Here is a 19,609-nt window from a genome sequence, read left to right as displayed (position 1 = left end):
TACAACGGGAGCTCGTGTTCCCGAAGGAGACACCCGTACGACCACGACCTATCGCAGCGCTTCCCGCGTTGCGGCCGGTTGCCTCCGCTGCTCGTCGCGTACGAGCAGCGCTGGGGGGAGCCGGATATCCCGACTTCAACGGCGCGCGCCCCCGGAGCGGTAACTCCGGGGGCGCTGTTCGGGCCGTTCACCTGCTAGGGAGACCACGACCCATGGAACACATCGTCACTGTTCAGGACGCCGTTACCGCGTTCGCCGACTTCATCGAGCCGACGAACGCGGAACTGGACGCCACCGAGCGGGAGATGCCCGTCATCCTGGCGGACGTCGAGCTGCTGGACGCGCACATCGTCACCCTGGACCGCATCCCGTCCGAGCTGGACAACCGGCGCATCCGCCGGGCCCGCCGCCGCGCGCTCGCCGCCCGCGTCGCCCTGCTCAACCACAGCGCCGGCACGAGCCTCCCCGGAGGTGCGGCATGAGGACGCTGACCGCGCAGATGTCGAACACCGGCCGGGCGTGGCACCTGTACGTCGTGCTGTACGGCGAGACCGAGTGGCCCACCTTCCGATGGGAGCGCACGGGGCCGGTCCCCACCGTCGCGGAGCGCCGGGCGGCGCTGGCCGTCCTCGGCTACGAGGTGGCACCGGGCGCGGTGTGGTCCTGGACGGAAGACAGCCGGGACCCCGACGACGACTCCACCCCGGTTCTGCTGATCGCGGCCGTCGCGGTGCGCGACCGGGACGGAGGTGCGGCATGAGGGCCAAGACCGTTCTGCCGGCCGTCGCGATGACGGCCGTGTCCATGGTGCTCACCCTCGCCGTCGTCGTCATGTGGCTCGGGACGGCGGTGCCGTGGCCGGTCGCCCTGGTCGTCGGTCTCGGCATCGACGGCGGTTGGCTGGCCACCCTCGCCTACGAACGCCGCCTCGCCGCACAGGGCGACCACAACCGCGCCGTGACCGCCGTCGGCTGGTCCTTCGGCTTCCTCGCCGCCGGCGTCCTCATCGCCCACGCCCTCACGGCAGAACACTCCGCCGGGGCATGGCTGGCCGTCGCCTGGCTCCCGATCGCCGCCAAAGCCCTGTGGCTGGTGCACTCGATGTGGGAGCGCACCGCCCTCACCCCCGTCGCGCTGGACGCGATCCGCGGTATCCAGCAGGAAGCGCGCGACGAGGCGGCCGTGGCCCGCGCCCGGCTGCGGGCGGAAGCGGCGACCGAGGAGACGCGGCTGACGGCCGTGACGGAGGCCGGGGCCCGCGTCGCACGCGTCCAGGCGAAGACCGCGCAGACCCTCGCGGGGGCGTGGTCGACGCTGGAGACGGCCCGCGCGGGTGAGGAGACCGGTAGGGCGCTGACCAGCGTGACGGCCCGCGTCACACCCGGTGTCACGCCCCGCTGGGAGCTCCCGGTGTGGGGCCCGACCGAGCCGCTCACGTCCCGGTCGCTGGAGAGCGCACCGGCTCTCACCGATGAGGCGCTGGACCTCATCGTCGACGAGATCCGCACCAGCGAAACCCCCGCCCTGTCCTACCGGGAGATGGCCGCCCGGTTCCGCGCCGCCGGCCACGCCGCGAGCGAGATGCGGCTGCGGGCCGCGTGGAAGCGCGTGGCCGCGTGATGGGGGCGCTGCCGGTGTTCCGGTGGCGCCTCGCCCCGGACGGCTACGCCACCCGCCGCCAACTCCGCGCCCAAGGGCTACGCCCCGGCGGTCAAGACGTGGCCGCGCAGCTCGAACGGCCCCGCCGCCGACGGGGCCCGCTGGTCGCCTACCTGTACCGCGTCGACCTCGCGGTGCCGGTCCGTCCGATGACCCCGGCCCGCAGGGCGGCGCTGGCCAAGGCGAACGCCGCCCGCCGTCTCTGCCCTGTCTGCCGGCGTGACGCCGGATACGTCATCCCCACCTCGCTGGGCACGTGCGTGCCCTGCGCCGACGCCGACCCGCACGGGTCCGATGGGAGCACCCGATGAGCAACGCCGACCTGCGCCGCCTGGACCGCGAAATCCGGGCCACCAGCAAGAAGTTGGAGGCCGTGCGGCGGGGTGAGTTGTGGCCGCTGAACGGCCGCGAACGCCGCGCCATGCTCCGCGCCGCCGCCGGTGGCGCCTACCGCACCGCGCGGGGCCGCAGCACCGGCCGCGCCGAAACGCAGATGGAGTCCACATCGTCGGCCGCTGAGATGCGGCTCGCGGCGGAGTTGAACGCGCTACACGGCGAGCGGCAGCGGCTCATTACGGAGGCCGCGCGCGAGAAGGCAGCCAAGAAGTCGTCCGGCTGGTGGTGACCAGCCCCAACGTGCACCGGGGTGGCCGCTCTTTCCACGGACCTGGCCACCCCGGCTCTCCCACACAACCGCCCCACGCAGGGGCAGTCAGGAGCTCTCCCAGCATGTCTGAGAACGTCGTTCACCTCCACAAGCACACCACCCCACCGGCCGAACCTGCGGCCGTCGGCACGGCCCCGACGGTGCTCACCGTCGTGCCCGACGCGCCGCCCGCGCGGCCGGTGCCGCTGTGGGTACGCTCCGGCCGCGCGGTGAAGACCGTTGTCACGCACGAGCGCACCCGGTCGGCCGGGCGCGCCGTGGTCCGGCACGGTCTCTACACGTTCAACGGCGGGCGGATCGTGGCCCGTCGGGCGTGGGACGGCCGGACCGGGGCCCGCTATGAGCGGATGATCCGGGCGGCGGAGGCCGCGGGGAACTTGGAGGCGGCGGAGGAGTGGGAGGAGCGGCTGAGCCGTTTCCGCGCCGCCCGCCACCACCGCCGCATGGACCTCCTGCACTCCCCGGTCGACGCCGCCAAGGGCGTAGCCGTCGGCGCTGGTATGAGCGTCGGTGTGCTGGTCGCCCTCGGTGTGGTGATGGCGATCAGCACCGGTCAGGTCGGGGATGTGGTGACGCCTCTGTCGGCGACCATCGACTTCATCGCCTTACTGATCCGCATCGTGCAGATCGTGTGGGGCCCGGCCATCACCATCGGCCCGTTCCTCGCGCTGCTCGCGCTGTGGTCCGTCGGGCGCAAGCAGCACGCCGCACCCCAGTGGGCACTCCCCGCGAACGTCCGCTCGGGCGAGGGCGAGCCGATCACACCGTCCATCGTGGTCAAGGCCCTGCGCGACCTCGGCGTGCCCGCCCTGCGCAACGCCATCAAGGAGATGGGCGACGCCGGCGCGAGCATGCTCGGACCCATCACGATCGCCGGATGCGGCGTCGAGGTCGACGTCACGCTTCCCTCCGGGGTGTCGACGATCGAGGTGCAGAACCGGCGGCGGAAGCTCGCGGAGAACCTGACCCGGCACGAGCACGAGGTGTTCATCACCATCCCGCAGGCCGCCCGCACCGTCCGCCTGTGGATCGCCGACAGCGGGGCGCTGGACGAACCGATCGGCCCGTCCCCGCTGGTCACCGACGAGACCATGACCGCCGACTACAAGAAGGGCAAGGCCCCGTGGGGCCAGGACCTGCGCGGCGACGCCGCCGCCCTGTCCCTCTACCAGCGGCACCTGCTCATCACGGGCCTGTCCAACCAGGGCAAGACCGTCGCCCTGCGCTCCCTGGCCCTGTGGCTGTCGCTTGACCGGTCGGTGCAGTTCCTCATCGGCGACCTGAAGGGCGTGGGCGACTGGGCCATGTTCGACGGCCTCGCCCGCACCCTCATCCAAGGGCCGACCGATGAGCACGTGATCCAGGTGACCGAGATGGTCGAGAGCGCGGTGGCCGAGATGAACCGCCGCATCCAGGCCCCGCCCGGCACGCAGTTTCCGCCGCTCATCGTCCTCGTCGACGAAGCACAGGTCGCGTTCATGTGCCCGGCCAAGGACGAGGACAAGCGCCCCTACGGCGGCAGCAAGGCCAACTCCCGGTACTTCATGGCCGTCCGCAAAATCCACAACCAGGGGCGGGCCGTGAACGTGCTCATGTGGCAGGGCACCCAGGACCCCACCAACGAGAACCTCCCCAAGCTCGTACGCGAGGGCGCCCACACCCGCGCCTCCCTCGCCCTCGGCACCGAATCCCAGGCCCGCATGGCACTCGGGGACAAGGCCGTCGACGGCGGCGCCGCGCCGAACCTGCTCCGTCCCGGCCTGGACCGGGGAACGCTGGTCGTCGCCTCCGACGGGATCACCATCCCGGCGGGGCAGTCGTCCATCACGGTGCGCACGCACTACATCGACGACGACGCGGCCACAGCGATCACCGACCGGGCCAAGGCCCTGCGCGACGGCGTCACCACCCTCCACGCCATCGAGCACAAAGAGGAGCACGACCCGCTCGCGGACATCGCCGCCGTCATCGGTGACGCGACCCGCGTCCGCACCAAGGACGTCCTCGCCCGCCTCGCCACCCGCAACCCCGGCGCGTATGGCGAGTGGTCGTTCATCGACCTCAAGCGCGTCCTGGACGACGCCGGCGCGGAGCCGTACAAGTCCGACGGTGTCATGGTCGTCTCCCGCGACCGCGTCGCCCGCGCCCTCGCCAACCGCGACACCGAGGGTTCCGCTTCCGCCGAATGATGGCAGGGAGCCGACCCCGCGCGGGTCAGGGAGGCAGGGAGAACTCCCTGACCACCTCCCTGACTCGCCTCCCTGGCCCTGACCTGCACGAATGATCGTTCAGGGAGTCAGGGAGGCCCGCAGGTCAGACCCTCAAAATACCCCTCCGCACGGCACCCCAGAGGGGGTGCCGCTGCCTCCCTCACCGAGCACCGGAAGGGATTCCGCATGTACCCCGACCACACCCCTCAGCGGGCCGTGAAAGTCCACCAGCCCACCCCGATACCGCCCCCGGTCATCCACTCCGCGCCGGTCGTTCCGGCGCAGCCGGGCACCGTTCCGACAGTGGCGAGCATCGTCCTCCCGGACGGCCACGTCGTCACCGGATACGCCATCGACCCCGCCCGCCCCGAACCCGTCACCACCAAGCCGGCCATCTCCCGCGCGGCGGTGAACGTCGCCCTCGGAGGCGTCGGCTTCCTCGCCGTGTGTGGCGGACTGCTCCTGCTCACCTCGTTCATCGCCGCGCTCACCGCGTTCATCGGCCAGCTCATCATCCTTGCCGCCGTCGTCTTCGGCGGCTGGATCGCCGTCCAGGTGCTCAGCGGGAGCGGCCACAAGGGCGGCACGACTGTGAACATCCGCCGGGCCGTGATCAAGCGCAACCACTTCCACGGCTGACCAGCGGCTACGCAGAACCTAGCCGCTCGTCGAGGGCACCTTGCCAGCCCTCGTTCCCCAAGCCTGCCCACATCAGGAGATCACGCCAGTCCTCCCGCGCCAGGGCAACAGCCGTGCGGAACTGCTTCAGGTCTCCGTCTGCGATCAGAACAGCAGCAGCCAACAGCCGCTCCGTGTCCTGCTGCGAGTCTCCGAGATCGACCGCCAGCGCGCGCCTGCGCAGCGTCGTGGTCCGGAAAGTCACGCCGAATCCGCTCGTGCAGACGAGCGCTGATCGAGTCCTCAGGCACGCCATCCCCCAAACGACAACAACGAGGCGGCCCCCTCATCTCGCCAAAGATCCGGGGCCGCCCCTGCCAACCACTCCACAACAGATTGTTGGAGGTCTACAGCATGACCCAACCCGCCACCATCTGGCGAGCCTCCGGCCCACGGCCGCCGCTGCCGGACCACCTGCGGACGGCACTGTCGCTGGCCGCGGACGGTGTGCCTGTGTTGCCGCTGCGGCGGGGCAAGGTGCCGTTCGCCAACTGCCCGGCGTGCACGGGCAACGCGTGCGGGGGCCGACCCAACATGAGGACCCCGGGCCCGTGCCGGTGCCCCGGCGTGTGCCACGCGTGGGCCGCCGCCACGACCGACCCGGCTGTCGTCGCCTCGCCCGCGTGGGCGGCGGCGTGGCGGCGGGCGGTATGCGTCGGCTACCACCCCGGCGGCGCCGACTTGACCGTGGTCGACCTGGACGACGCCGAAGCCATCGCGTGGGCCCGCACCGCACTGCCCGCCACGCGGACCGTGCCGACGACGCGCGGTGAGCACTGGATCTACCGGGGCAGCATGCCCTCGCGGAACGCGGTCCGCCCCGGCGTCGACATCAAGTCGACCATGGCCTACGCCCGCTACCTCGGGCCCGGCACCGGCCCGATGGCCGACCTGCCGGACGCCGTGCGGGCGCTGGCCGTCAAGGAGCCTTCCCCGGTCCGGCCGGCGGCGCATGCGGCCGTCGTGCCCGCCGGCGTGGGCGGAGAGTGCCCGCACCGCACCCCCGCCTACCTGGAGCGTGGCATCGCCATGGCCGAGCAGCGCATCACCGAGGCGTCCAGCGCGGTTCACGCGAACGTGTACCGGACGTTCCTGGCCGTGCTGTCCACGCACGGCCGGTGCGGCTGCCTCACCGACGCCCACGTCGCCCGACTGTTCGCCGCCGCGCAGTCCAAGGGCGAGACGGCCCGGCACTGCGCGGACGCGTGGACCAACGCCCGCACCACGTTGGGACTGTGACCATGTCCGACGACGACAAGACTCCCGCACGGGAGATCATCACTGACTACGCGCAATCCCACTTCCGGTACTTCCGCACCGCTGACGGCACCGTCTACGCACAGCGCAACGGCCACCCCGTGGCCCGCCCCATCCGCTCCCAGGGCACCACGGGAAGCCACCGGCAGGAACTCATGGTCGGTCTCTTCCGCGACGGCGTAGGCGTGTTCAACGGAACCGCCCTCAAGGAGGCACTGGACTTGATCGAAGCGCTCGCGCTGACCGAGGACGTCCAGGCCGTACACATCCGCGTTGCCCCAGGGTGGGACGGCGCTACCTGGCTGGACCTGGGACGGGCCGACGGACGCTCGGTCCGTATCCACCCCACCGGGTGGGACATCGCCGTCCCCGACCCGCGTGAGGTGTGCTGGCGGCGTACCCAGCTCACCGGGGAACTGCCCCTGCCTGCCCGGGACACCGACGGCAAGGGCATTGATCTGCTGCTGCGGCTGTGCAACTTCGCCACCGCTCAGACCGAGTGCCTGGCCATCGCGTGGCTCATCGGCTGCCTGGAACCGTCCGTGCCCGTTCCCGCCCCGTTCCTAACCGGCCCCCAGGGCGCCGGCAAGTCCACCGGCGGGCGCATGCTCACCCGGATCATCGAGGGCATGAGCGGCGACCTGCGCCGCGCGCCGAAGGATGAGGAAAACCTGATCGCGGCGGTGGCGGCCGGGTGGGTCACGGCGCTCGACAACCTCTCTCACATGACCCCGGACCTGTCCGATGCGATGTGCTGCATCGTCACCGGAGCCGAGAACGTCAAGCGCGCCCTGTTCACCGACGGGGACGTGTTCCGCGCCCGCTACCGCCGCCCCTTGCTCCTCACCGGCATCGACGTGGGCGTCATCCGCCCCGACCTTGCCGAACGGCTGTTGCCGCTCCGGCTGGAACGCCCGCGCGTCCGCCGCACTGAGGCGGAATTGTGGGCGGACTACGCGGAGGCTCTGCCCATGATCCTGGGGTCTCTCCTGGACCTCACGGTCAAGGTCCGCGCGGTCGACGTAGAAACCCCGACCGACCTGCGGATGGCAGACTTCGCGCACCTGTGCGCGCAGTTGGACGCGGCGACCGGTTTCGGGTCGCTCGCCGCCTACCGGGCCGCCCTGGACGACCTCAACGACGACGTGATCGAGGGCGATCTGTTGGCTCAGACCGTCCTGCGGCATGCCGCCGACGTCGAACCGGGCACGGCACAGCGGATGACGTCCACGGAGTGGCTGCACCACTTCACCCGCCTCTACACCGGCGAGGAGTGTCGTCCCCTGCCCAAAGGGTGGCCGACCACCGGCAAAGTGCTCTCCGACCGCCTCAAGCGGCTACAGCCCACCCTCGCCGCCCGCGGCGTGCTCATCGACTCGGGCCGCACCTACGAGGGCCGCTACATCGAGATCAGCCGCTCACCGGCCGCGCCACCACACCAACAGCAGACACTCTGACCGCCGCGCCGGTCGGCCGGCCACCGGCACAAGCAAGAAGAGCACCCCGCCCGGGCGTGCTCTTCTTGCTGTTCGGCGGCAGCGCCGCCCTGTGGGACGCGCCGCGCAGCGGCTCCTTCTTCACGTTCTGAGCCGCTGCCGCACCACCACAGACACCACCTCTCTTTTCCTAAGAGGGGAAATCCTGCGTCATGTGCGTCATGCGGACGCGGAAACGGCCCCTGGCCTGCGGACGAGGGCATGACGCAGACGGCGGCTCCTGCGTCATGCTGCGTCATCTGCGTCATGGCATGACGCAGCCCATGACGTGCCAATGACGCAGCCCAAGCGGCTGCGTCATGCAAAAACCGCAGGCCAGACGCCCACATGACGCAGATGACGCTCATGACGCAGAAATCCGCACCTCGGACAGACACGCCCCGTACAGCCCCGGCTATGAGGAGCCACTGATGGCCAGCCCCCAGATGCTCAAGCTCCCCGAAGTCCTCACCGAGATCGGCATGAGCCGCGCTGCCTTCTACCGCATGCGCGCACGCGGACAGGCACCCCGACTCGTGAAGCTGCCCAACGGGCACCTGCGGGTCCGCCGCAGCGACCTGGACGACTGGCTCAGCAACCTGGATTCGCCCGCCTACTGATCACACCCATTCACCACACCACCCCCAGGGGCCCGGCTCTCGCCGGGCCCCTTTCGCAGGAAGGCCCCCATGGGGAAGACGTACGACGTTCGTATCTGGTCCGTCCGCCAGCGGAAGGACCGTGGCCAGAGCTCCGCAGAGCTGCGCTGGAAGACGGGCGAGACTCCGCACTCTCAGACCTTCCGGACCAAGACGCTGGCAGAGGGCCGCCGCGCCGAGCTGCTGCGGGCGGCTCACGCTGGCGAGCCGTTCGACGAGTCCACCGGGGTGCCGGTCTCCGAGCTGCGGAAGCGCAACGACGTGAGTTGGTATCAGCACGCCCGCGAGTACATCGAGATGAAGTGGCAGCACTCCCCCGGTTCGACGCGCCGGACGCTCGCGGAAGCCATGGCCACGGTGACGCCGGCGCTTGTCACCAACACCAAGGGCATGGCCGACGCCAAGACAGTGCGGACGGCTCTCTACAGCTGGGCGTTCAACATGAGCCGCCGTGACCAGGAACTCCCGGACGATGTGGCCGCCGTGCTGGCGTGGTTCGAGCGGAAGTCGCTGCCCACCTCCGCGCTGGCCGACCGGATGCACGTGCGCGCGGCTCTGGACGCCCTGACCAAGAAGCTGGACGGCACCACGGCATCCGCGTCGACCATCCGGCGGAAGCGGGCCATCTTCCACAACGCCCTCGGCTACGCCGTCGACGCCGGCCGTCTGACGGACAACCCCCTGCCTCAGGTGCAGTGGAAAGCTCCGGAGCAGGTAGCCGAAGAACTGGACCCCGCCTCAGTGCCAGACCCCCGACAGGCTCTCGCGCTGCTCGATGCCGTGCGCACGCAGAGCCCCCGCGGGCGGCGCCTGGTCGCATTCTTCGGCTGCATGTACTACGCGGCGGCACGGCCGGCGGAAGTCATCGGCCTCCGTCTCCAGGACTGCGACCTGCCACGGCGAGGATGGGGCACTCTGCGACTCCGAGAGACCCGCCCACGCTCGGGGTCGGCCTGGACGGACAGCGGTGAGGCACACGACCGGCGAGGGCTCAAGCACCGGCCCCGGAAAGCAGTCCGCACGGTGCCGATCCCTCCCGATCTCGTGAGCCTGCTCCGGTGGCACGTCACCGCGTACGGCGTCGCCCCCGACGGGCGGCTGTTCCGGACGCAGCGCGGCGGGCTGATCCAGGACACGGGATACGGCGAGGTTTGGGCGGAAGCCCGCTCGCGTGCTCTCACGCCCGCTCAGTGCGCGTCGCCGCTCGCCAAGCGTCCATATGATCTTCGCCACGCGGCCGTCTCCACCTGGCTCAGTTCAGGGGTGGAACCGCAGGAAGTAGCCGCGCGCGCCGGCCACAGTGTGGCCGTGCTGTTCCGGGTGTACGCCAAGTGCCTGGACGGTGGTGCGGCCACAGCGAACGCCCGGATCGAGCGGGCACTGAGGAGCGGCAACTAGGGGGCCGAAGCTGCCCCACGCCTGCCCCACACGGACTGGTCAGCACCCGAATCAGGGTGAGACACCCTGGGAAAAAGCACCCATAACGATCAAGTCGGGCCCGTCAACGACGAAAGGGTCTGTGATCAGCATTGCTGCTGGTCACAGACCCTTTCGGTCGTGTGGCGGCGCCAGGATTCGAACCTGGGAAGGCTGAGCCGGCAGATTTACAGTCTGCTCCCTTTGGCCGCTCGGGCACACCGCCTGGGTCGCTGCCGGGCGAACCGCCTTTCGGCGGTGCTCCGTGGCAACGACGTAAACAATACCCGATGCTCCGGGGTGCTTCGCCACCCGATTGATCGGCACTCGGGGCGCGGCGGGTGGCTAGGCTTGTCCGGATGCGGCCCGCGCCCCTCACCGGGTCGGAGGCCGCCGCCGCGTACGCCGCTGCGCACCCGATACCCATCCGGACACAAGGAGCCACAGGACATGGCCGACTCCAGTTTCGACATCGTCTCGAAGGTCGAGCGGCAGGAGGTCGACAACGCCCTCAACCAGGCCGCCAAGGAGATCTCCCAGCGCTACGACTTCAAGGGCGTGGGCGCCTCGATCGCGTGGTCGGGCGAGAACATCCTCATGGTGGCGAACTCCGAGGACCGGGTGAAGGCGATCCTCGACGTGTTCCAGTCCAAACTGATCAAGCGCGGCATCTCGCTGAAGGCGCTGGACGCGGGCGAGCCGCAGCTCTCCGGCAAGGAGTACAAGCTCTCGGCGTCGATCCAGGAGGGCATCTCCCAGGAGAACGCCAAGAAGGTCGCGAAGCTCATCCGCGACGAGGGGCCGAAGGGCGTGAAGGCCCAGGTCCAGGGCGACGAACTGCGCGTCAGCTCCAAGAGCCGGGACGACCTCCAGGCCGTGATCGCCCTGCTGAAGGGCCAGGACTTCGACTTCGCGCTCCAGTTCGTGAACTACCGGTAGGCGCGGTTCCGTCCGGTTGGGCCGGGCGGTCCGAGTGATCCGAGCGATCCGAGCGATCCGGGAGGGGCGGGCATCTGGTGCCCGCCCCTCCGGACGTCAGTCGCGGGAGTTGCCGAACAGCAGGCGGTAGGCCACCAGCAGGACGAACGAGCCGCCGATCGCCGCCGCCCAGGTCGCGCCGTCGTAGAAGTCCTTGCTGATCGGATGGTCGAGCCAGCGGGACGAGATCCAGCCACCCGTGAACGCGCCCGCGATGCCGATGAGGGTGGTGCCGATGAGGCCGCCCGGGTCGCGGCCCGGCAACAGAAACTTGGCGATGGCCCCGGCCAAGAGTCCCAGGATGATCCAACTGACGATGCTCATGCCGTGAACCTGCCCTTCCGCGCTGTGCCTGCACCTTGATCGGGCTGTGATTTCCGCCCGGGTCAGGGGCGGTCCGGCGCCCTGCCGAATATGCGTTCGCTCGGTGTTGGTGCTGTGTTGATGTTCAGGACGACGGCCCTGCATCCGGCGGTTGCGGTGCTCAGTAGAGTGCGGCGCATGACACAGCCTGGCTCTGAACTGCGGCGCACGCTCGGCGTCGGCGACGCGGTGGTCATCGGGCTCGGCTCGATGATCGGGGCCGGTATCTTCGCCGCCCTGGCCCCCGCGGCCCACGCGGCCGGGTCCGGGCTGCTGCTCGGGCTCGCGGTCGCCGCGGTGATCGCCTACTGCAACGCCATGTCGTCGGCCCGGCTGGCCGCCCGCTACCCGGCGTCGGGCGGCACCTATGTGTACGGGCGGGAGCGGCTCGGGGACTTCTGGGGCTACCTCGCCGGCTGGTCGTTCGTGGTCGGGAAGACCGCCTCCTGTGCGGCGATGGCGCTCACCGTGGGTGCCTATGTGTGGCCGGATCAGGCGCATGCGGTGGCCGTCGCGGCGGTGGTGGCGCTGACCGCGGTGAACTACGGCGGCATCCAGAAGTCGGCGTGGCTGACGCGGGCGATCGTGGCGGTGGTCCTGGCGGTCCTCGCCTGTGTCGTCGTGGTCTGTCTGGGTTCCGGGTCCTCGGACGCCGGGCGGCTGGACATCGGGGCGTCGGACGGCGCGGGCGGCATCCTCCAGGCCGCCGGTCTGCTCTTCTTCGCCTTCGCCGGTTACGCGCGTATCGCCACCCTCGGTGAGGAGGTGCGGGATCCCGGGCGCACCATCCCCCGCGCGATCCCGCTGGCGCTGGGTATCGCGCTGGTCGTGTACGCGTGCGTGGCCGTCGCCGTCCTTTCCGTGCTGGGGTCGGACGAGCTGGGCCGGGCGGCGGCGCCGCTGGCCGACGCGGTGCGGGCCGCCGGTGTGCCGGAGCTGGCGCCGGTGGTGCGGGTGGGGGCCGCGGTGGCCGCGCTGGGCTCGCTGCTCGCCCTGATCCTGGGGGTCTCCCGGACCACGCTGGCCATGGCGCGGGACCGCCATCTGCCGGGTGCCCTGGCGGCCGTGCATCCGCGTTTCCAGGTGCCGCACCGGGCGGAACTCGCCGTGGGCGCGGTGGTCGCGGTGCTGGCCGCCACGGTGGATGTGCGCGGCGCCATCGGGTTCTCCTCCTTCGGTGTGCTGGCCTACTACGCGGTGGCCAACGCCTCCGCGTGGACGCTGGACCGCTCGCCCGCGACCCGTGTCGTGCCCGCCGTGGGGCTGCTCGGGTGCGTGGTCCTGGCGCTGTCCCTGCCGAGGGTGTCGGTGCTCGTGGGCGCGGGTGTGCTGGCGGTGGGCGTGGTTGCCTACGGCGTACGGCGGCGGGTGGCCGGGCGGGCGTGAGGGCGGTCCTGTCCGCCGCCGGCTTAAGCCGGCCGGGGGTCGCCGTCGGCTACGCGGCCGGGGGCGTGGCCGTGCGTATCCGGAAGTCGAGCCAGGGCTCCATGTCCACGCCGTCGTTCGTCTCCTCGTACCAGCCCGTGCCGTCGAGCCAGTCGCCCAGCCAGGCCGTGAGGCTCGGGGCGTCGAGGTACCAGGCGTGGTCGGCCTCATCGGCGTTGGGCTCGAAGAGGAGGACCGGGGCCTCGGGGTGCAGGCAGTCCACGCACGCGTACATCGCGCAGCCCCAGTGGGATATCGGCAGGACGCCCTCGGGCCAGGGCCAGTCGGGGTCCTCGCGACCCTCGGCGCGGTTGGCGAGGTACTGCTCGACCGCGGCGGGCTCGTCGGCGGGCGCGCTGTCGAGCAGGGGCAGCAGACCGTACTCCGGGCCGAATCCGCCGTCCCCTATGCGCAGGTAGAGCGCGGCGAGCAGCGGGGGCAGACGGAAGCCCAGGGCGGCCTCGGCACGGGCCACCGTGGCGGCGTCCACGGGCTGCGGCAGGGAGGGCCAGCCCCAGGGGCGGGTGGCTCGGGCCTTGTCCGCCACCCGGGTCAGCAACTGCTCGATCTCGGTCATGAGTTCATGATGCAAGGCACCACTGACAATCGAGCGGGCCTGTGGAAAACCTGCCGATTGTGGACAACTCCGCACCCGGTGGCGCCGGTCGTCACCAGCCTGATGTGGCCGTGAAGGGCTGGTCCGTGCGCACGATGTCGCGGCCCAGGGGCAGCAACGACACCGGGATCAGCTTGAAGTTGGCGATGCCCAGCGGGATGCCGATGATCGTGAGGCACAGGGCGATGCCGGTGACGATGTGGCCGATGGCCAGCCACCAGCCCGCCAGGACCAGCCACAGGACGTTGCCGACGCAGGAGGCGGCGCCCGCGTCGCGGCGCTCGACGGTGGTGTACCCGAAGGGCCACAGGGCGTAGACGCCGATGCGGAAGGCGGCGATCCCGAACGGGATCGTTGTCCGACGCTCCCGATCGCGCCACAAGGGCTCTGCGGTTCCGCCTAAAGGTCTGACCGGCTGATACTGGTGGGAGCAGGCATGCCGACGGAGCAACCTTGGAAGGTACCGATCATGAAGGTGTTCAACCTGCTGCTCAACGCCCTTTGGCTTGTCTTCTGTGGCCTCTGGATGGCGATCGGTTATCTGATCGCAGCGCTGATCTGCTTCGTCTTGATCGTCACTATCCCCTTCGGCATTGCGTCGCTACGCATCGCTGGCTTCGTCCTTTGGCCGTTCGGCCGCACCGCTGTGGACCGGCCGGACGCCGGGACCGGGTCGTTGATCGGGAACGTGGTCTGGGTGATCTTTGCAGGGTGGTGGCTGGCCTTGGGGCACCTATTGACAAGCATCCCGCTCTTTGTGTCCATCATCGGCATCCCCTTCGGCTGGGCCAACCTCAAGCTCATCCCTATCTCGCTCATGCCCCTCGGGCGTGAGGTAGTGCAGACAGATCAGGGATTCGCCGGGCGCTGATCCGCCAACACCTAAATCGACATTTGAGAGCAAGACACCCCAAGGCCGCTCTCCATGACCGCAGCAAGAAAAGCCGTCAGCAACGCCTGCAGTTTCGACTTGAACGCCCCCCGCAGATAGACAGTACGGCAGAAATAGATCGTAATGGATCTCCCGCCACCGCACTACGCCGTACCGCACCTCACTCAACGATCAATCGCCGTCGTTAGCAATTTACCTGACGCGACTCTTCGCTTCATTGGAGGGTTGCTCGCCCGATAGACAGATAGAGCAACTAAGACTAAATCGACGTATCAGACATTTCTGCGGTGCGAGATTCCTTAGCATCGCCGAGGTGGCGACCTCTGCTAGTCAGGTACTCCTTAACACCGACACTGAACTCCTGCAGCTCACCGCTAGGGCTACGGTGACGCCCCTCCTCGAAAACTCGGTTTAGCCATACCATCTTGTTGGACCTAGGAATATCCTTCACCCAGCATTCGAGTTCCCCAACAGGTACGAGAAATAGACCAAGCTCTGCAAAATAGGAAATTAGGCGCTTGGCTGCGGCGTACGACTCGCCATTCAAAGACTCGAGACCTGACGCTTTCATCTTCTTCCAACCGTTGGCCGTTTTCAGAGCTTCCGTGATCGATTCGACTTGCCGATCAGTAAGAGCTGTTTTCCCTCGAGGGTTTCCAATTATGGAGATTATTTGCTTTTTGATCTCGCTTGCCGTCGTGGCTGTGACTTCAGAAGATGCTTCTTTCTGAATCAGAAATACATCGGCCTTCACAGCCTCCCAATCTCCACCCAAATGAGAGAGTGCATCTTTAATCTTCTTCGTATCATTCAAGAAGTCAAAGTCCGCGATGGCTGCGACGGGAACACCACAAGCTCTCAGTTTCCATGCCGCGTCGCTCAATCGAGCCTTACCATTTACATGCAGGAAAATCAGGTTCTCATGCGGAGAACTTCCCCGAACAGCGTCGAAAGTTGCTGCGTAAAACTGGCAGTCTCCTTCTCCCTCACACAAAACAACCCCATCATGGAAAATTCCAGCAACGATGTTTGAGTAGCGCAGCAACGGGGTGTCGAGTATTTCATTGACCGATTCAGAAGGCAAGGACCGGGCGACAGGAAAGCCTGTATTTCGAGAAATCCGAACGAGACAAAGACCACGCGTTGGGTTACCTGGCGTCGCAGCGTTCTCTTCAAGCGCTCCACTAAGGAAGTCTGCGCTGTGAGTGGCGACAAAGATCTGGCATGGTGCGGGTGTGTAACGAATGAGATAGTGCGCCAGAAGTCGCACCTGCGGAGGATGGAGGAACGCTTCAGGCTCGTCGATAACGATGACTGGGGCAGGACGTATGAGCGTATGCACGAGAAGGTTGGTGAAAGCTCGCACTCCATCACCTTGTTCGTTCACATACGGCAGCGATGCATAGGCTTCCATGAGTTCAGACGACGGCGGGGGTGCAGTGTCTTCCACTCCGACCGGGCCGAACTGCAACCTAATGTTCGGAGCATACCTATTGATTACGATAGGCACCCCGAAGGCTCGTTCAAACAGGTCGGAGAACTGACGCATTTTTTCTCTTGACTCCCACAAAATTTGCGTGGGATGAGATGCTGGCCTCACCCATTCCCATTGTGGTGCATCTGTTTGGTTAGCCAAGCGACTTTCGGTCCATTGATCATTAACCAGAAAATGTCCAACCTCTCCTAGTTTACCATTTTGCCAGTAGGTTGATGCCGCGTCGACGCTTAGGGTGTAATATTCCTCCGACGGGTGGCGGTCCGGAAGGTAACGTATATTATTTCTCGGGTGATTTTTACCTTCGATTCCGCGTTCGGCTAGCCACTCAATGAACTCTTCACCGCCGCCCTCCCGATGCATTTGAACGCTCTTCAGCCAGCGCTTCGGGTCTGGCGAGGCCGGGACATGCACTGACGTCACCAATTCCCGAAGCAGTACGGATTTTCCACTGTTATTCGGGCCGGTGAAAATTGTCATGCCATCGCGAGGAGGCGTGATTACAGTGCCGTCGGTTAGGTTCAGCGCGCATAGACGAAAGGAAAACACTTTCCTCCTCCTGGTACCAGCCAAGCCCTTTTTGGACCTTCTTAATTTCTCACGGAATCTGCATAGCCTGACGACTCTTTGCCTAGATCAACGCGCTGCGAACCGGGCGGGATCTGGCCCTAGGTTCAAGAAGCTCTTCGCGGGCGGGTACACCGTTCGACTTCCAGTTCTGTTCATGGCGGGGCATTTACGAATTGCACACCAGTTGATCGTCACCCATCTGCGTATCCCTCTCCTGCGCGGAACGGTCCAATCTGCGCCTTCGCCTCGGAAAAGGGACTTGAAGTTATACACACACTACTCGTCATCATTCGGCATTACGTGTGGTCTTAGTGGCAGGGAAGATCGGCAGCAAACACCACTCTCAGAAAGGGAGGTCTGGCCTTGTAGTGCCTCGTTTGACGGTCATGATCTGTTCGTGAAAGTCGCGTGTGATCGGCTCCCGTGGGTAGCGGGAGCGCAGTTCCTTGTCCAACTCGTCAGCGACTAAAAGCAGAGACGGGAGTGACTTGCGGTCGGCTTCCAGGGCCCTGGTGCCCATGCCGATGGCTTCTTCTATCTCGCCGGTGCGGGCGGCGGCGACTCCGAGCGTGAGGCGCGCTTCTGCGGCGCGCATGGGCGAGATTTCGGTGCCGTCGGGGCCAGTGCTGATGGTGATGACGGAGCGGGCGTGGGTGGCGGCGCGTTCGTCGTCGCCGAGGAGACGGTAGGCGTCCATCTCGTAGAAGTCCCACTTGTCGGGGTCGATGATGAAGTGGTGTTCGGGGTGGTCCGGGCGGGGCAGGCGGTCGAGGCGGGCGCGTCCGGCGTCGAGGGATTCGCGGACCAGGCGTGCGTCTCCCATGCGGGCGGCGGCTCGGGCCTTGTGGGCGTAGAGCTGGACACCGACGGAGTGCGTTTGGTCGGCGACGTGTCCGGCTTCGACGGCTTCGATCATGTCTTGCCATCGGCTCTGGGTGAGGGCGAACCAAGCTTCGATTTCCCATGCCCATGCCTTGATCTCGCCGTGTCCGGTCTCCTCACCGATGCGGAGGGCGGCGGCCTTGCTCAGGTTGGCGGCCTCGCGCTGGCCACGGTCGTACTGGACGCAGGCGTTGAGTAGGAAGAGCCATCCTGCGTCGACTAGTAGTTCCCGGTGCTGGCGCAGTGTCGTGCGGCCTTCGAGCTGCTTGGTGACGTAGTGCAGGCCGTTGCGGGTGCGCTCGTGCAGGTAGTCGGCGTCCGCGTACGGGTATGCGCGGGCCAGTTGGTCAATGCCTTGCTCAATCGACTCCAGGGCGGCGCTGTTGATGCTGGACATCTCCGTGCGCCGTAGTACCTCGGCGACGTCCCACAGTCCTGCGCCTCCCTGCTGGATCAGGGCGCTTGGGTCGTCGGTGCGGGAGGCGACGGTGGGTCGTTCGAGTTCCCATGGGCGCGGTGCGAGCCCTGCGAGGTGGCCCGGGATGCGGAGTCCGTCGACGACTTCGAGGATCTTGTGAAACTGAGTGATCCGGGGGCGTACACCCTTGCCGTCGGTCTCGGGGCGGGCCATCTTGCCGATGTGTTCGCGTTTGTAGCCGACGGCTTCAGCGATCTTGGCGAAGCTGATGTTGCCGTGGAGCTTGGCCAGTCGGAAGACTTCGCCGAAGTCGTGGTTCGCGATGGCTGACCGTACGTCTGCGCGTTCGAGTACGTGCGGCGGTAGTGCTGCTGGTGTGGGTGCAGCCTCGGTCATCTCACTTCCCCATTGTGATTGACCTGATGTTCTGGGGTCGATCTGCTCCTGCGATCTTCATTTCGCGGTCCGTCTCGCGAGTGTACCCATGAGGGGGGTCCCCAAGAGGGGGGAGCGACAGCCTGGGCATGGGGTGCACTCTCACGTCATCCTGCCGGGAAGGGCCCGGCAGGCGTGACCTGAGACGGGATCGTGTCATGGACGCGAGGAGCAAGCGGCGGGTTGAGCATGAACGGGTGGCTGACGAACTGAGCGCGTACGCACACTGGCGCGCGGCCCCCGATCCGTCCTCGGGCGGTCACCTCCTCACACTGACGCTGTTCGCCGAGTCCCCCAAGACCGGACGCATCGCGCGGGACATGACGACTGTGTTTCTCCGCTCTGCGGGTGCGGACAGTGCCGTGGACGATGCCCGGCTGATCGTGTCCGAGCTGGTGGGGAACGTCGTGAATCACGCTGTGCCGGAGCCGCGTCTAGTGCGCCCTGGCGGTAACCGGCGTATCGATGTGACCTTCAAGATCTGGCCGCGGTGGCTCTTCATCGGAGTCACCGACGAAGACCCGACGCCCCCTCTGCTTCCCATGGGCGACGCGCTGTCGCCCGAATTGGTGGGGGAGCTGACCGAAGCGGTCTTACCCGACAGCGGTCGGGGGCTGATGATCGCTCAACGGCTGGCGACGTCGGTCTGGTGGACCCCAGAAGTCCAGGGCGGCAAGACCGTCTGGTGTCGCCTTGATTCCGACAGCCTTGCATGGGGCCTGCCCGCTTGGTGATCTCGGGTCGTCGCCAGTCTGACGCTTTGGATCTGGACGGCGGCCCGGAAGGCGGCCGGAGGTGACATCTCCGGTCCACGGGGCGTGGCCTCCTGGGCGGCTTGCCGGGTTCCCCACCCGGCCCCAGGGGGTCACGCTTCACAACCGAAAACCGAGACCGGGCCACCCCCTCAGCCCTAGGAAAGCGTGAGGGTGGCCCGGCAGGGGACGCGGCGGTCCCCGGTGCCTGATGGTACCGGGGCCGTCGCGCTGCGCTGCGTCGCTTTCGGCTCCCAGGTGAGCAAGTTGACGTTCCGTTACCTGCGACGGGGTTGGGGTGGACAGGGTGACTGGCACGGGCGAGAACTGGCCCGAGGGCGGCTCGGAGGCGTTCGCGGGTGCGGACTCGGGTCTGTGGGTTCGCGGAGTCGACTACGTGGCGGGCTGGCGAGAAGCTCATGAGGTTGCCGACCGTCTCAACCGGGCACTGGGCGGTGTGGGCTTCGAACTGTCGGAGCTGCGGGCGGTGGCCTCGACGGACGAGTCCGGGTGCGGGGTGGTGCGGGTGGCGGGCTTGCCGGGCGTTGTGGACCGTTTGGCTATGGTCCTCGCGAATCTCGCGGATGGAGACGGGGGCGGGTCGTGAGGTGTCTCTTCGCTGGTGAGCGGTGCACGTGGGCACGTCGGCGGTTGGAGAGACTTTGGGCTGGAGCTGCCATGGGGCGAGTGAACAGGGGGCCTTACGCTCGCCAGCGGATCGGGCAGTCTGTGGAGCTGCCCGCAATAGCCCGATCGGCCCCC

Annotated in this window: 21 protein-coding genes and 1 tRNA gene; 15 read left to right on the top strand and 7 right to left on the bottom strand. The window is 67.8% G+C overall.

The window, feature by feature from the left end:
- Positions 1-212 precede the first annotated feature (212 nt).
- The 7 genes from KBY47_RS20250 (at position 213) to KBY47_RS20220 (ending at position 5,175) form a co-directional block, all read left to right on the top strand.
- A complete protein-coding gene (locus KBY47_RS20250) occupies positions 213-482 on the top strand; it encodes a DUF6284 family protein (protein ID WP_210922653.1) in 270 nt (89 codons plus the stop codon).
- Positions 479-760: a DUF6303 family protein gene (locus KBY47_RS20245; RefSeq protein ID WP_210922651.1), complete on the top strand. Its 282-nt coding sequence runs from the start codon at positions 479-481 to the stop codon at positions 758-760. Before KBY47_RS20250 ends, KBY47_RS20245 begins: the two co-directional genes overlap by 4 nt.
- Positions 757-1,620, top strand: coding sequence for a protein spdB (locus KBY47_RS20240; protein WP_210922649.1), 864 nt, complete (start codon positions 757-759; stop codon positions 1,618-1,620). The genes KBY47_RS20245 and KBY47_RS20240 overlap by 4 nt, the downstream gene beginning before the upstream one ends.
- On the top strand, positions 1,620-1,970 hold the full coding sequence (locus KBY47_RS20235; protein WP_210635691.1) for an RRQRL motif-containing zinc-binding protein: 351 nt from the start codon (positions 1,620-1,622) through the stop codon (positions 1,968-1,970). The genes KBY47_RS20240 and KBY47_RS20235 overlap by 1 nt, the downstream gene beginning before the upstream one ends.
- A complete protein-coding gene (locus tag KBY47_RS20230) occupies positions 1,967-2,284 on the top strand; it encodes a hypothetical protein (RefSeq protein WP_210922647.1) in 318 nt (105 codons plus the stop codon). The genes KBY47_RS20235 and KBY47_RS20230 overlap by 4 nt, the downstream gene beginning before the upstream one ends.
- 104 nt (positions 2,285-2,388) lie before the next feature.
- Positions 2,389-4,515, top strand: a complete 2,127-nt coding sequence (locus KBY47_RS20225) for an FtsK/SpoIIIE domain-containing protein (RefSeq protein WP_210922645.1) — start codon at positions 2,389-2,391, stop codon at positions 4,513-4,515.
- Positions 4,516-4,722: 207 nt separating this feature from the next.
- Complete coding sequence (locus tag KBY47_RS20220) at positions 4,723-5,175, top strand: hypothetical protein (protein ID WP_210922643.1); 453 nt, start codon at positions 4,723-4,725, stop codon at positions 5,173-5,175.
- Positions 5,176-5,182: 7 nt separating this feature from the next.
- Here KBY47_RS20220 and KBY47_RS20215 read toward each other — a convergent pair whose 3' ends face one another.
- On the bottom strand, positions 5,183-5,419 hold the full coding sequence (locus KBY47_RS20215) for a hypothetical protein (RefSeq protein WP_210922642.1): 237 nt from the start codon (positions 5,417-5,419) through the stop codon (positions 5,183-5,185).
- Positions 5,420-5,568: 149 nt separating this feature from the next.
- Here KBY47_RS20215 and KBY47_RS20210 point away from each other — a divergent pair, with 149 nt between their 5' ends.
- The 4 genes from KBY47_RS20210 to KBY47_RS20195 all read left to right on the top strand — a co-directional run bounded on the left by KBY47_RS20210 (position 5,569) and on the right by KBY47_RS20195 (position 10,003).
- On the top strand, positions 5,569-6,453 hold the full coding sequence (locus KBY47_RS20210) for a bifunctional DNA primase/polymerase (RefSeq protein WP_247694974.1): 885 nt from the start codon (positions 5,569-5,571) through the stop codon (positions 6,451-6,453).
- A 2-nt stretch (positions 6,454-6,455) separates the two neighbouring features.
- Positions 6,456-7,928, top strand: a complete 1,473-nt coding sequence (locus tag KBY47_RS20205; protein WP_210922639.1) for an ATP-binding protein — start codon at positions 6,456-6,458, stop codon at positions 7,926-7,928.
- 449 nt (positions 7,929-8,377) lie between these two features.
- A complete protein-coding gene (locus KBY47_RS20200) occupies positions 8,378-8,566 on the top strand; it encodes an AlpA family transcriptional regulator (protein WP_019525248.1) in 189 nt (62 codons plus the stop codon).
- Positions 8,567-8,635: 69 nt separating this feature from the next.
- Entirely contained in the window at positions 8,636-10,003 is a 1,368-nt protein-coding gene (locus tag KBY47_RS20195; protein WP_164351123.1) for a tyrosine-type recombinase/integrase, read from the top strand.
- 162 nt (positions 10,004-10,165) lie between these two features.
- On the opposite strand, the gene KBY47_RS20190 is transcribed toward KBY47_RS20195, so the two are convergent.
- Positions 10,166-10,247 (bottom strand) — tRNA-Tyr (locus KBY47_RS20190).
- A 224-nt stretch (positions 10,248-10,471) separates the two neighbouring features.
- Between KBY47_RS20190 and KBY47_RS20185 the strand changes: the two genes are divergently transcribed.
- Positions 10,472-10,960, top strand: a complete 489-nt coding sequence (locus KBY47_RS20185; protein ID WP_210922638.1) for a YajQ family cyclic di-GMP-binding protein — start codon at positions 10,472-10,474, stop codon at positions 10,958-10,960.
- A gap of 96 nt (positions 10,961-11,056) precedes the next feature.
- On the opposite strand, the gene KBY47_RS20180 is transcribed toward KBY47_RS20185, so the two are convergent.
- Positions 11,057-11,323: a GlsB/YeaQ/YmgE family stress response membrane protein gene (locus KBY47_RS20180; RefSeq protein ID WP_210922636.1), complete on the bottom strand. Its 267-nt coding sequence runs from the start codon at positions 11,321-11,323 to the stop codon at positions 11,057-11,059.
- A 177-nt stretch (positions 11,324-11,500) separates the two neighbouring features.
- On the opposite strand from KBY47_RS20180, the gene KBY47_RS20175 reads away from it, so the two are divergent.
- On the top strand, positions 11,501-12,748 hold the full coding sequence (locus tag KBY47_RS20175) for an APC family permease (protein WP_210922634.1): 1,248 nt from the start codon (positions 11,501-11,503) through the stop codon (positions 12,746-12,748).
- A gap of 49 nt (positions 12,749-12,797) precedes the next feature.
- On the opposite strand, the gene KBY47_RS20170 is transcribed toward KBY47_RS20175, so the two are convergent.
- The gene (locus KBY47_RS20170) at positions 12,798-13,364 is read right to left on the bottom strand and encodes an SMI1/KNR4 family protein (RefSeq protein ID WP_210922633.1); all 567 of its coding nucleotides are present in this window, start codon (positions 13,362-13,364) and stop codon (positions 12,798-12,800) included.
- Between the two features lie 91 nt (positions 13,365-13,455).
- Positions 13,456-13,785 carry a YccF domain-containing protein gene (locus KBY47_RS20165; RefSeq protein WP_210922628.1) on the bottom strand — a complete coding sequence of 110 codons (330 nt, stop codon included), beginning with the start codon at positions 13,783-13,785 and terminating at the stop codon, positions 13,456-13,458.
- A gap of 87 nt (positions 13,786-13,872) precedes the next feature.
- Here KBY47_RS20165 and KBY47_RS20160 point away from each other — a divergent pair, with 87 nt between their 5' ends.
- A complete protein-coding gene (locus KBY47_RS20160) occupies positions 13,873-14,274 on the top strand; it encodes a YccF domain-containing protein (RefSeq protein WP_210922626.1) in 402 nt (133 codons plus the stop codon).
- A 280-nt stretch (positions 14,275-14,554) separates the two neighbouring features.
- Here the strand turns inward: KBY47_RS20160 and KBY47_RS20155 are convergent, their stop codons facing one another.
- Positions 14,555-16,339: an AAA family ATPase gene (locus KBY47_RS20155; RefSeq protein ID WP_210922624.1), complete on the bottom strand. Its 1,785-nt coding sequence runs from the start codon at positions 16,337-16,339 to the stop codon at positions 14,555-14,557.
- A 364-nt stretch (positions 16,340-16,703) separates the two neighbouring features.
- Entirely contained in the window at positions 16,704-18,056 is a 1,353-nt protein-coding gene (locus KBY47_RS20150; RefSeq protein ID WP_210922622.1) for a tetratricopeptide repeat protein, read from the bottom strand.
- Positions 18,057-18,253: 197 nt separating this feature from the next.
- Between KBY47_RS20150 and KBY47_RS20145 the strand changes: the two genes are divergently transcribed.
- Positions 18,254-18,829, top strand: coding sequence for an ATP-binding protein (locus KBY47_RS20145; RefSeq protein WP_210922619.1), 576 nt, complete (start codon positions 18,254-18,256; stop codon positions 18,827-18,829).
- The last annotated feature ends 780 nt before the right edge of the window (positions 18,830-19,609 follow it).

The organism is Streptomyces sp. B93 (genome assembly GCF_018070565.1).
In the GTDB taxonomy this organism is placed as follows: domain Bacteria; phylum Actinomycetota; class Actinomycetes; order Streptomycetales; family Streptomycetaceae; genus Streptomyces.
Note: the sequence above shows the minus strand (reverse complement) of the source record. Positions and strands in the feature narration are given on the sequence as shown.

What these genes read in the sequence shown, in the direction of transcription:
- KBY47_RS20250 (WP_210922653.1), top strand. Translation starts at nt 213, where the DNA reads ATGGAACACATCGTCACTGTTCAGGACGCCGTTACCGCGTTCGCCGAC.
- KBY47_RS20245 (WP_210922651.1), top strand. Translation starts at nt 479, where the DNA reads ATGAGGACGCTGACCGCGCAGATGTCGAACACCGGCCGGGCGTGGCAC.
- KBY47_RS20240 (WP_210922649.1), top strand. Translation starts at nt 757, where the DNA reads ATGAGGGCCAAGACCGTTCTGCCGGCCGTCGCGATGACGGCCGTGTCC.
- KBY47_RS20235 (WP_210635691.1), top strand. Translation starts at nt 1,620, where the DNA reads ATGGGGGCGCTGCCGGTGTTCCGGTGGCGCCTCGCCCCGGACGGCTAC.
- KBY47_RS20230 (WP_210922647.1), top strand. Translation starts at nt 1,967, where the DNA reads ATGAGCAACGCCGACCTGCGCCGCCTGGACCGCGAAATCCGGGCCACC.
- KBY47_RS20225 (WP_210922645.1), top strand. Translation starts at nt 2,389, where the DNA reads ATGTCTGAGAACGTCGTTCACCTCCACAAGCACACCACCCCACCGGCC.
- KBY47_RS20220 (WP_210922643.1), top strand. Translation starts at nt 4,723, where the DNA reads ATGTACCCCGACCACACCCCTCAGCGGGCCGTGAAAGTCCACCAGCCC.
- KBY47_RS20210 (WP_247694974.1), top strand. Translation starts at nt 5,569, where the DNA reads ATGACCCAACCCGCCACCATCTGGCGAGCCTCCGGCCCACGGCCGCCG.
- KBY47_RS20205 (WP_210922639.1), top strand. Translation starts at nt 6,456, where the DNA reads ATGTCCGACGACGACAAGACTCCCGCACGGGAGATCATCACTGACTAC.
- KBY47_RS20200 (WP_019525248.1), top strand. Translation starts at nt 8,378, where the DNA reads ATGGCCAGCCCCCAGATGCTCAAGCTCCCCGAAGTCCTCACCGAGATC.
- KBY47_RS20195 (WP_164351123.1), top strand. Translation starts at nt 8,636, where the DNA reads ATGGGGAAGACGTACGACGTTCGTATCTGGTCCGTCCGCCAGCGGAAG.
- KBY47_RS20185 (WP_210922638.1), top strand. Translation starts at nt 10,472, where the DNA reads ATGGCCGACTCCAGTTTCGACATCGTCTCGAAGGTCGAGCGGCAGGAG.
- KBY47_RS20180 (WP_210922636.1), bottom strand. Translation starts at nt 11,323, where the DNA reads ATGAGCATCGTCAGTTGGATCATCCTGGGACTCTTGGCCGGGGCCATC.
- KBY47_RS20175 (WP_210922634.1), top strand. Translation starts at nt 11,501, where the DNA reads ATGACACAGCCTGGCTCTGAACTGCGGCGCACGCTCGGCGTCGGCGAC.
- KBY47_RS20170 (WP_210922633.1), bottom strand. Translation starts at nt 13,364, where the DNA reads ATGACCGAGATCGAGCAGTTGCTGACCCGGGTGGCGGACAAGGCCCGA.
- KBY47_RS20160 (WP_210922626.1), top strand. Translation starts at nt 13,873, where the DNA reads ATGAAGGTGTTCAACCTGCTGCTCAACGCCCTTTGGCTTGTCTTCTGT.
- KBY47_RS20150 (WP_210922622.1), bottom strand. Translation starts at nt 18,056, where the DNA reads ATGACCGAGGCTGCACCCACACCAGCAGCACTACCGCCGCACGTACTC.
- KBY47_RS20145 (WP_210922619.1), top strand. Translation starts at nt 18,254, where the DNA reads ATGGACGCGAGGAGCAAGCGGCGGGTTGAGCATGAACGGGTGGCTGAC.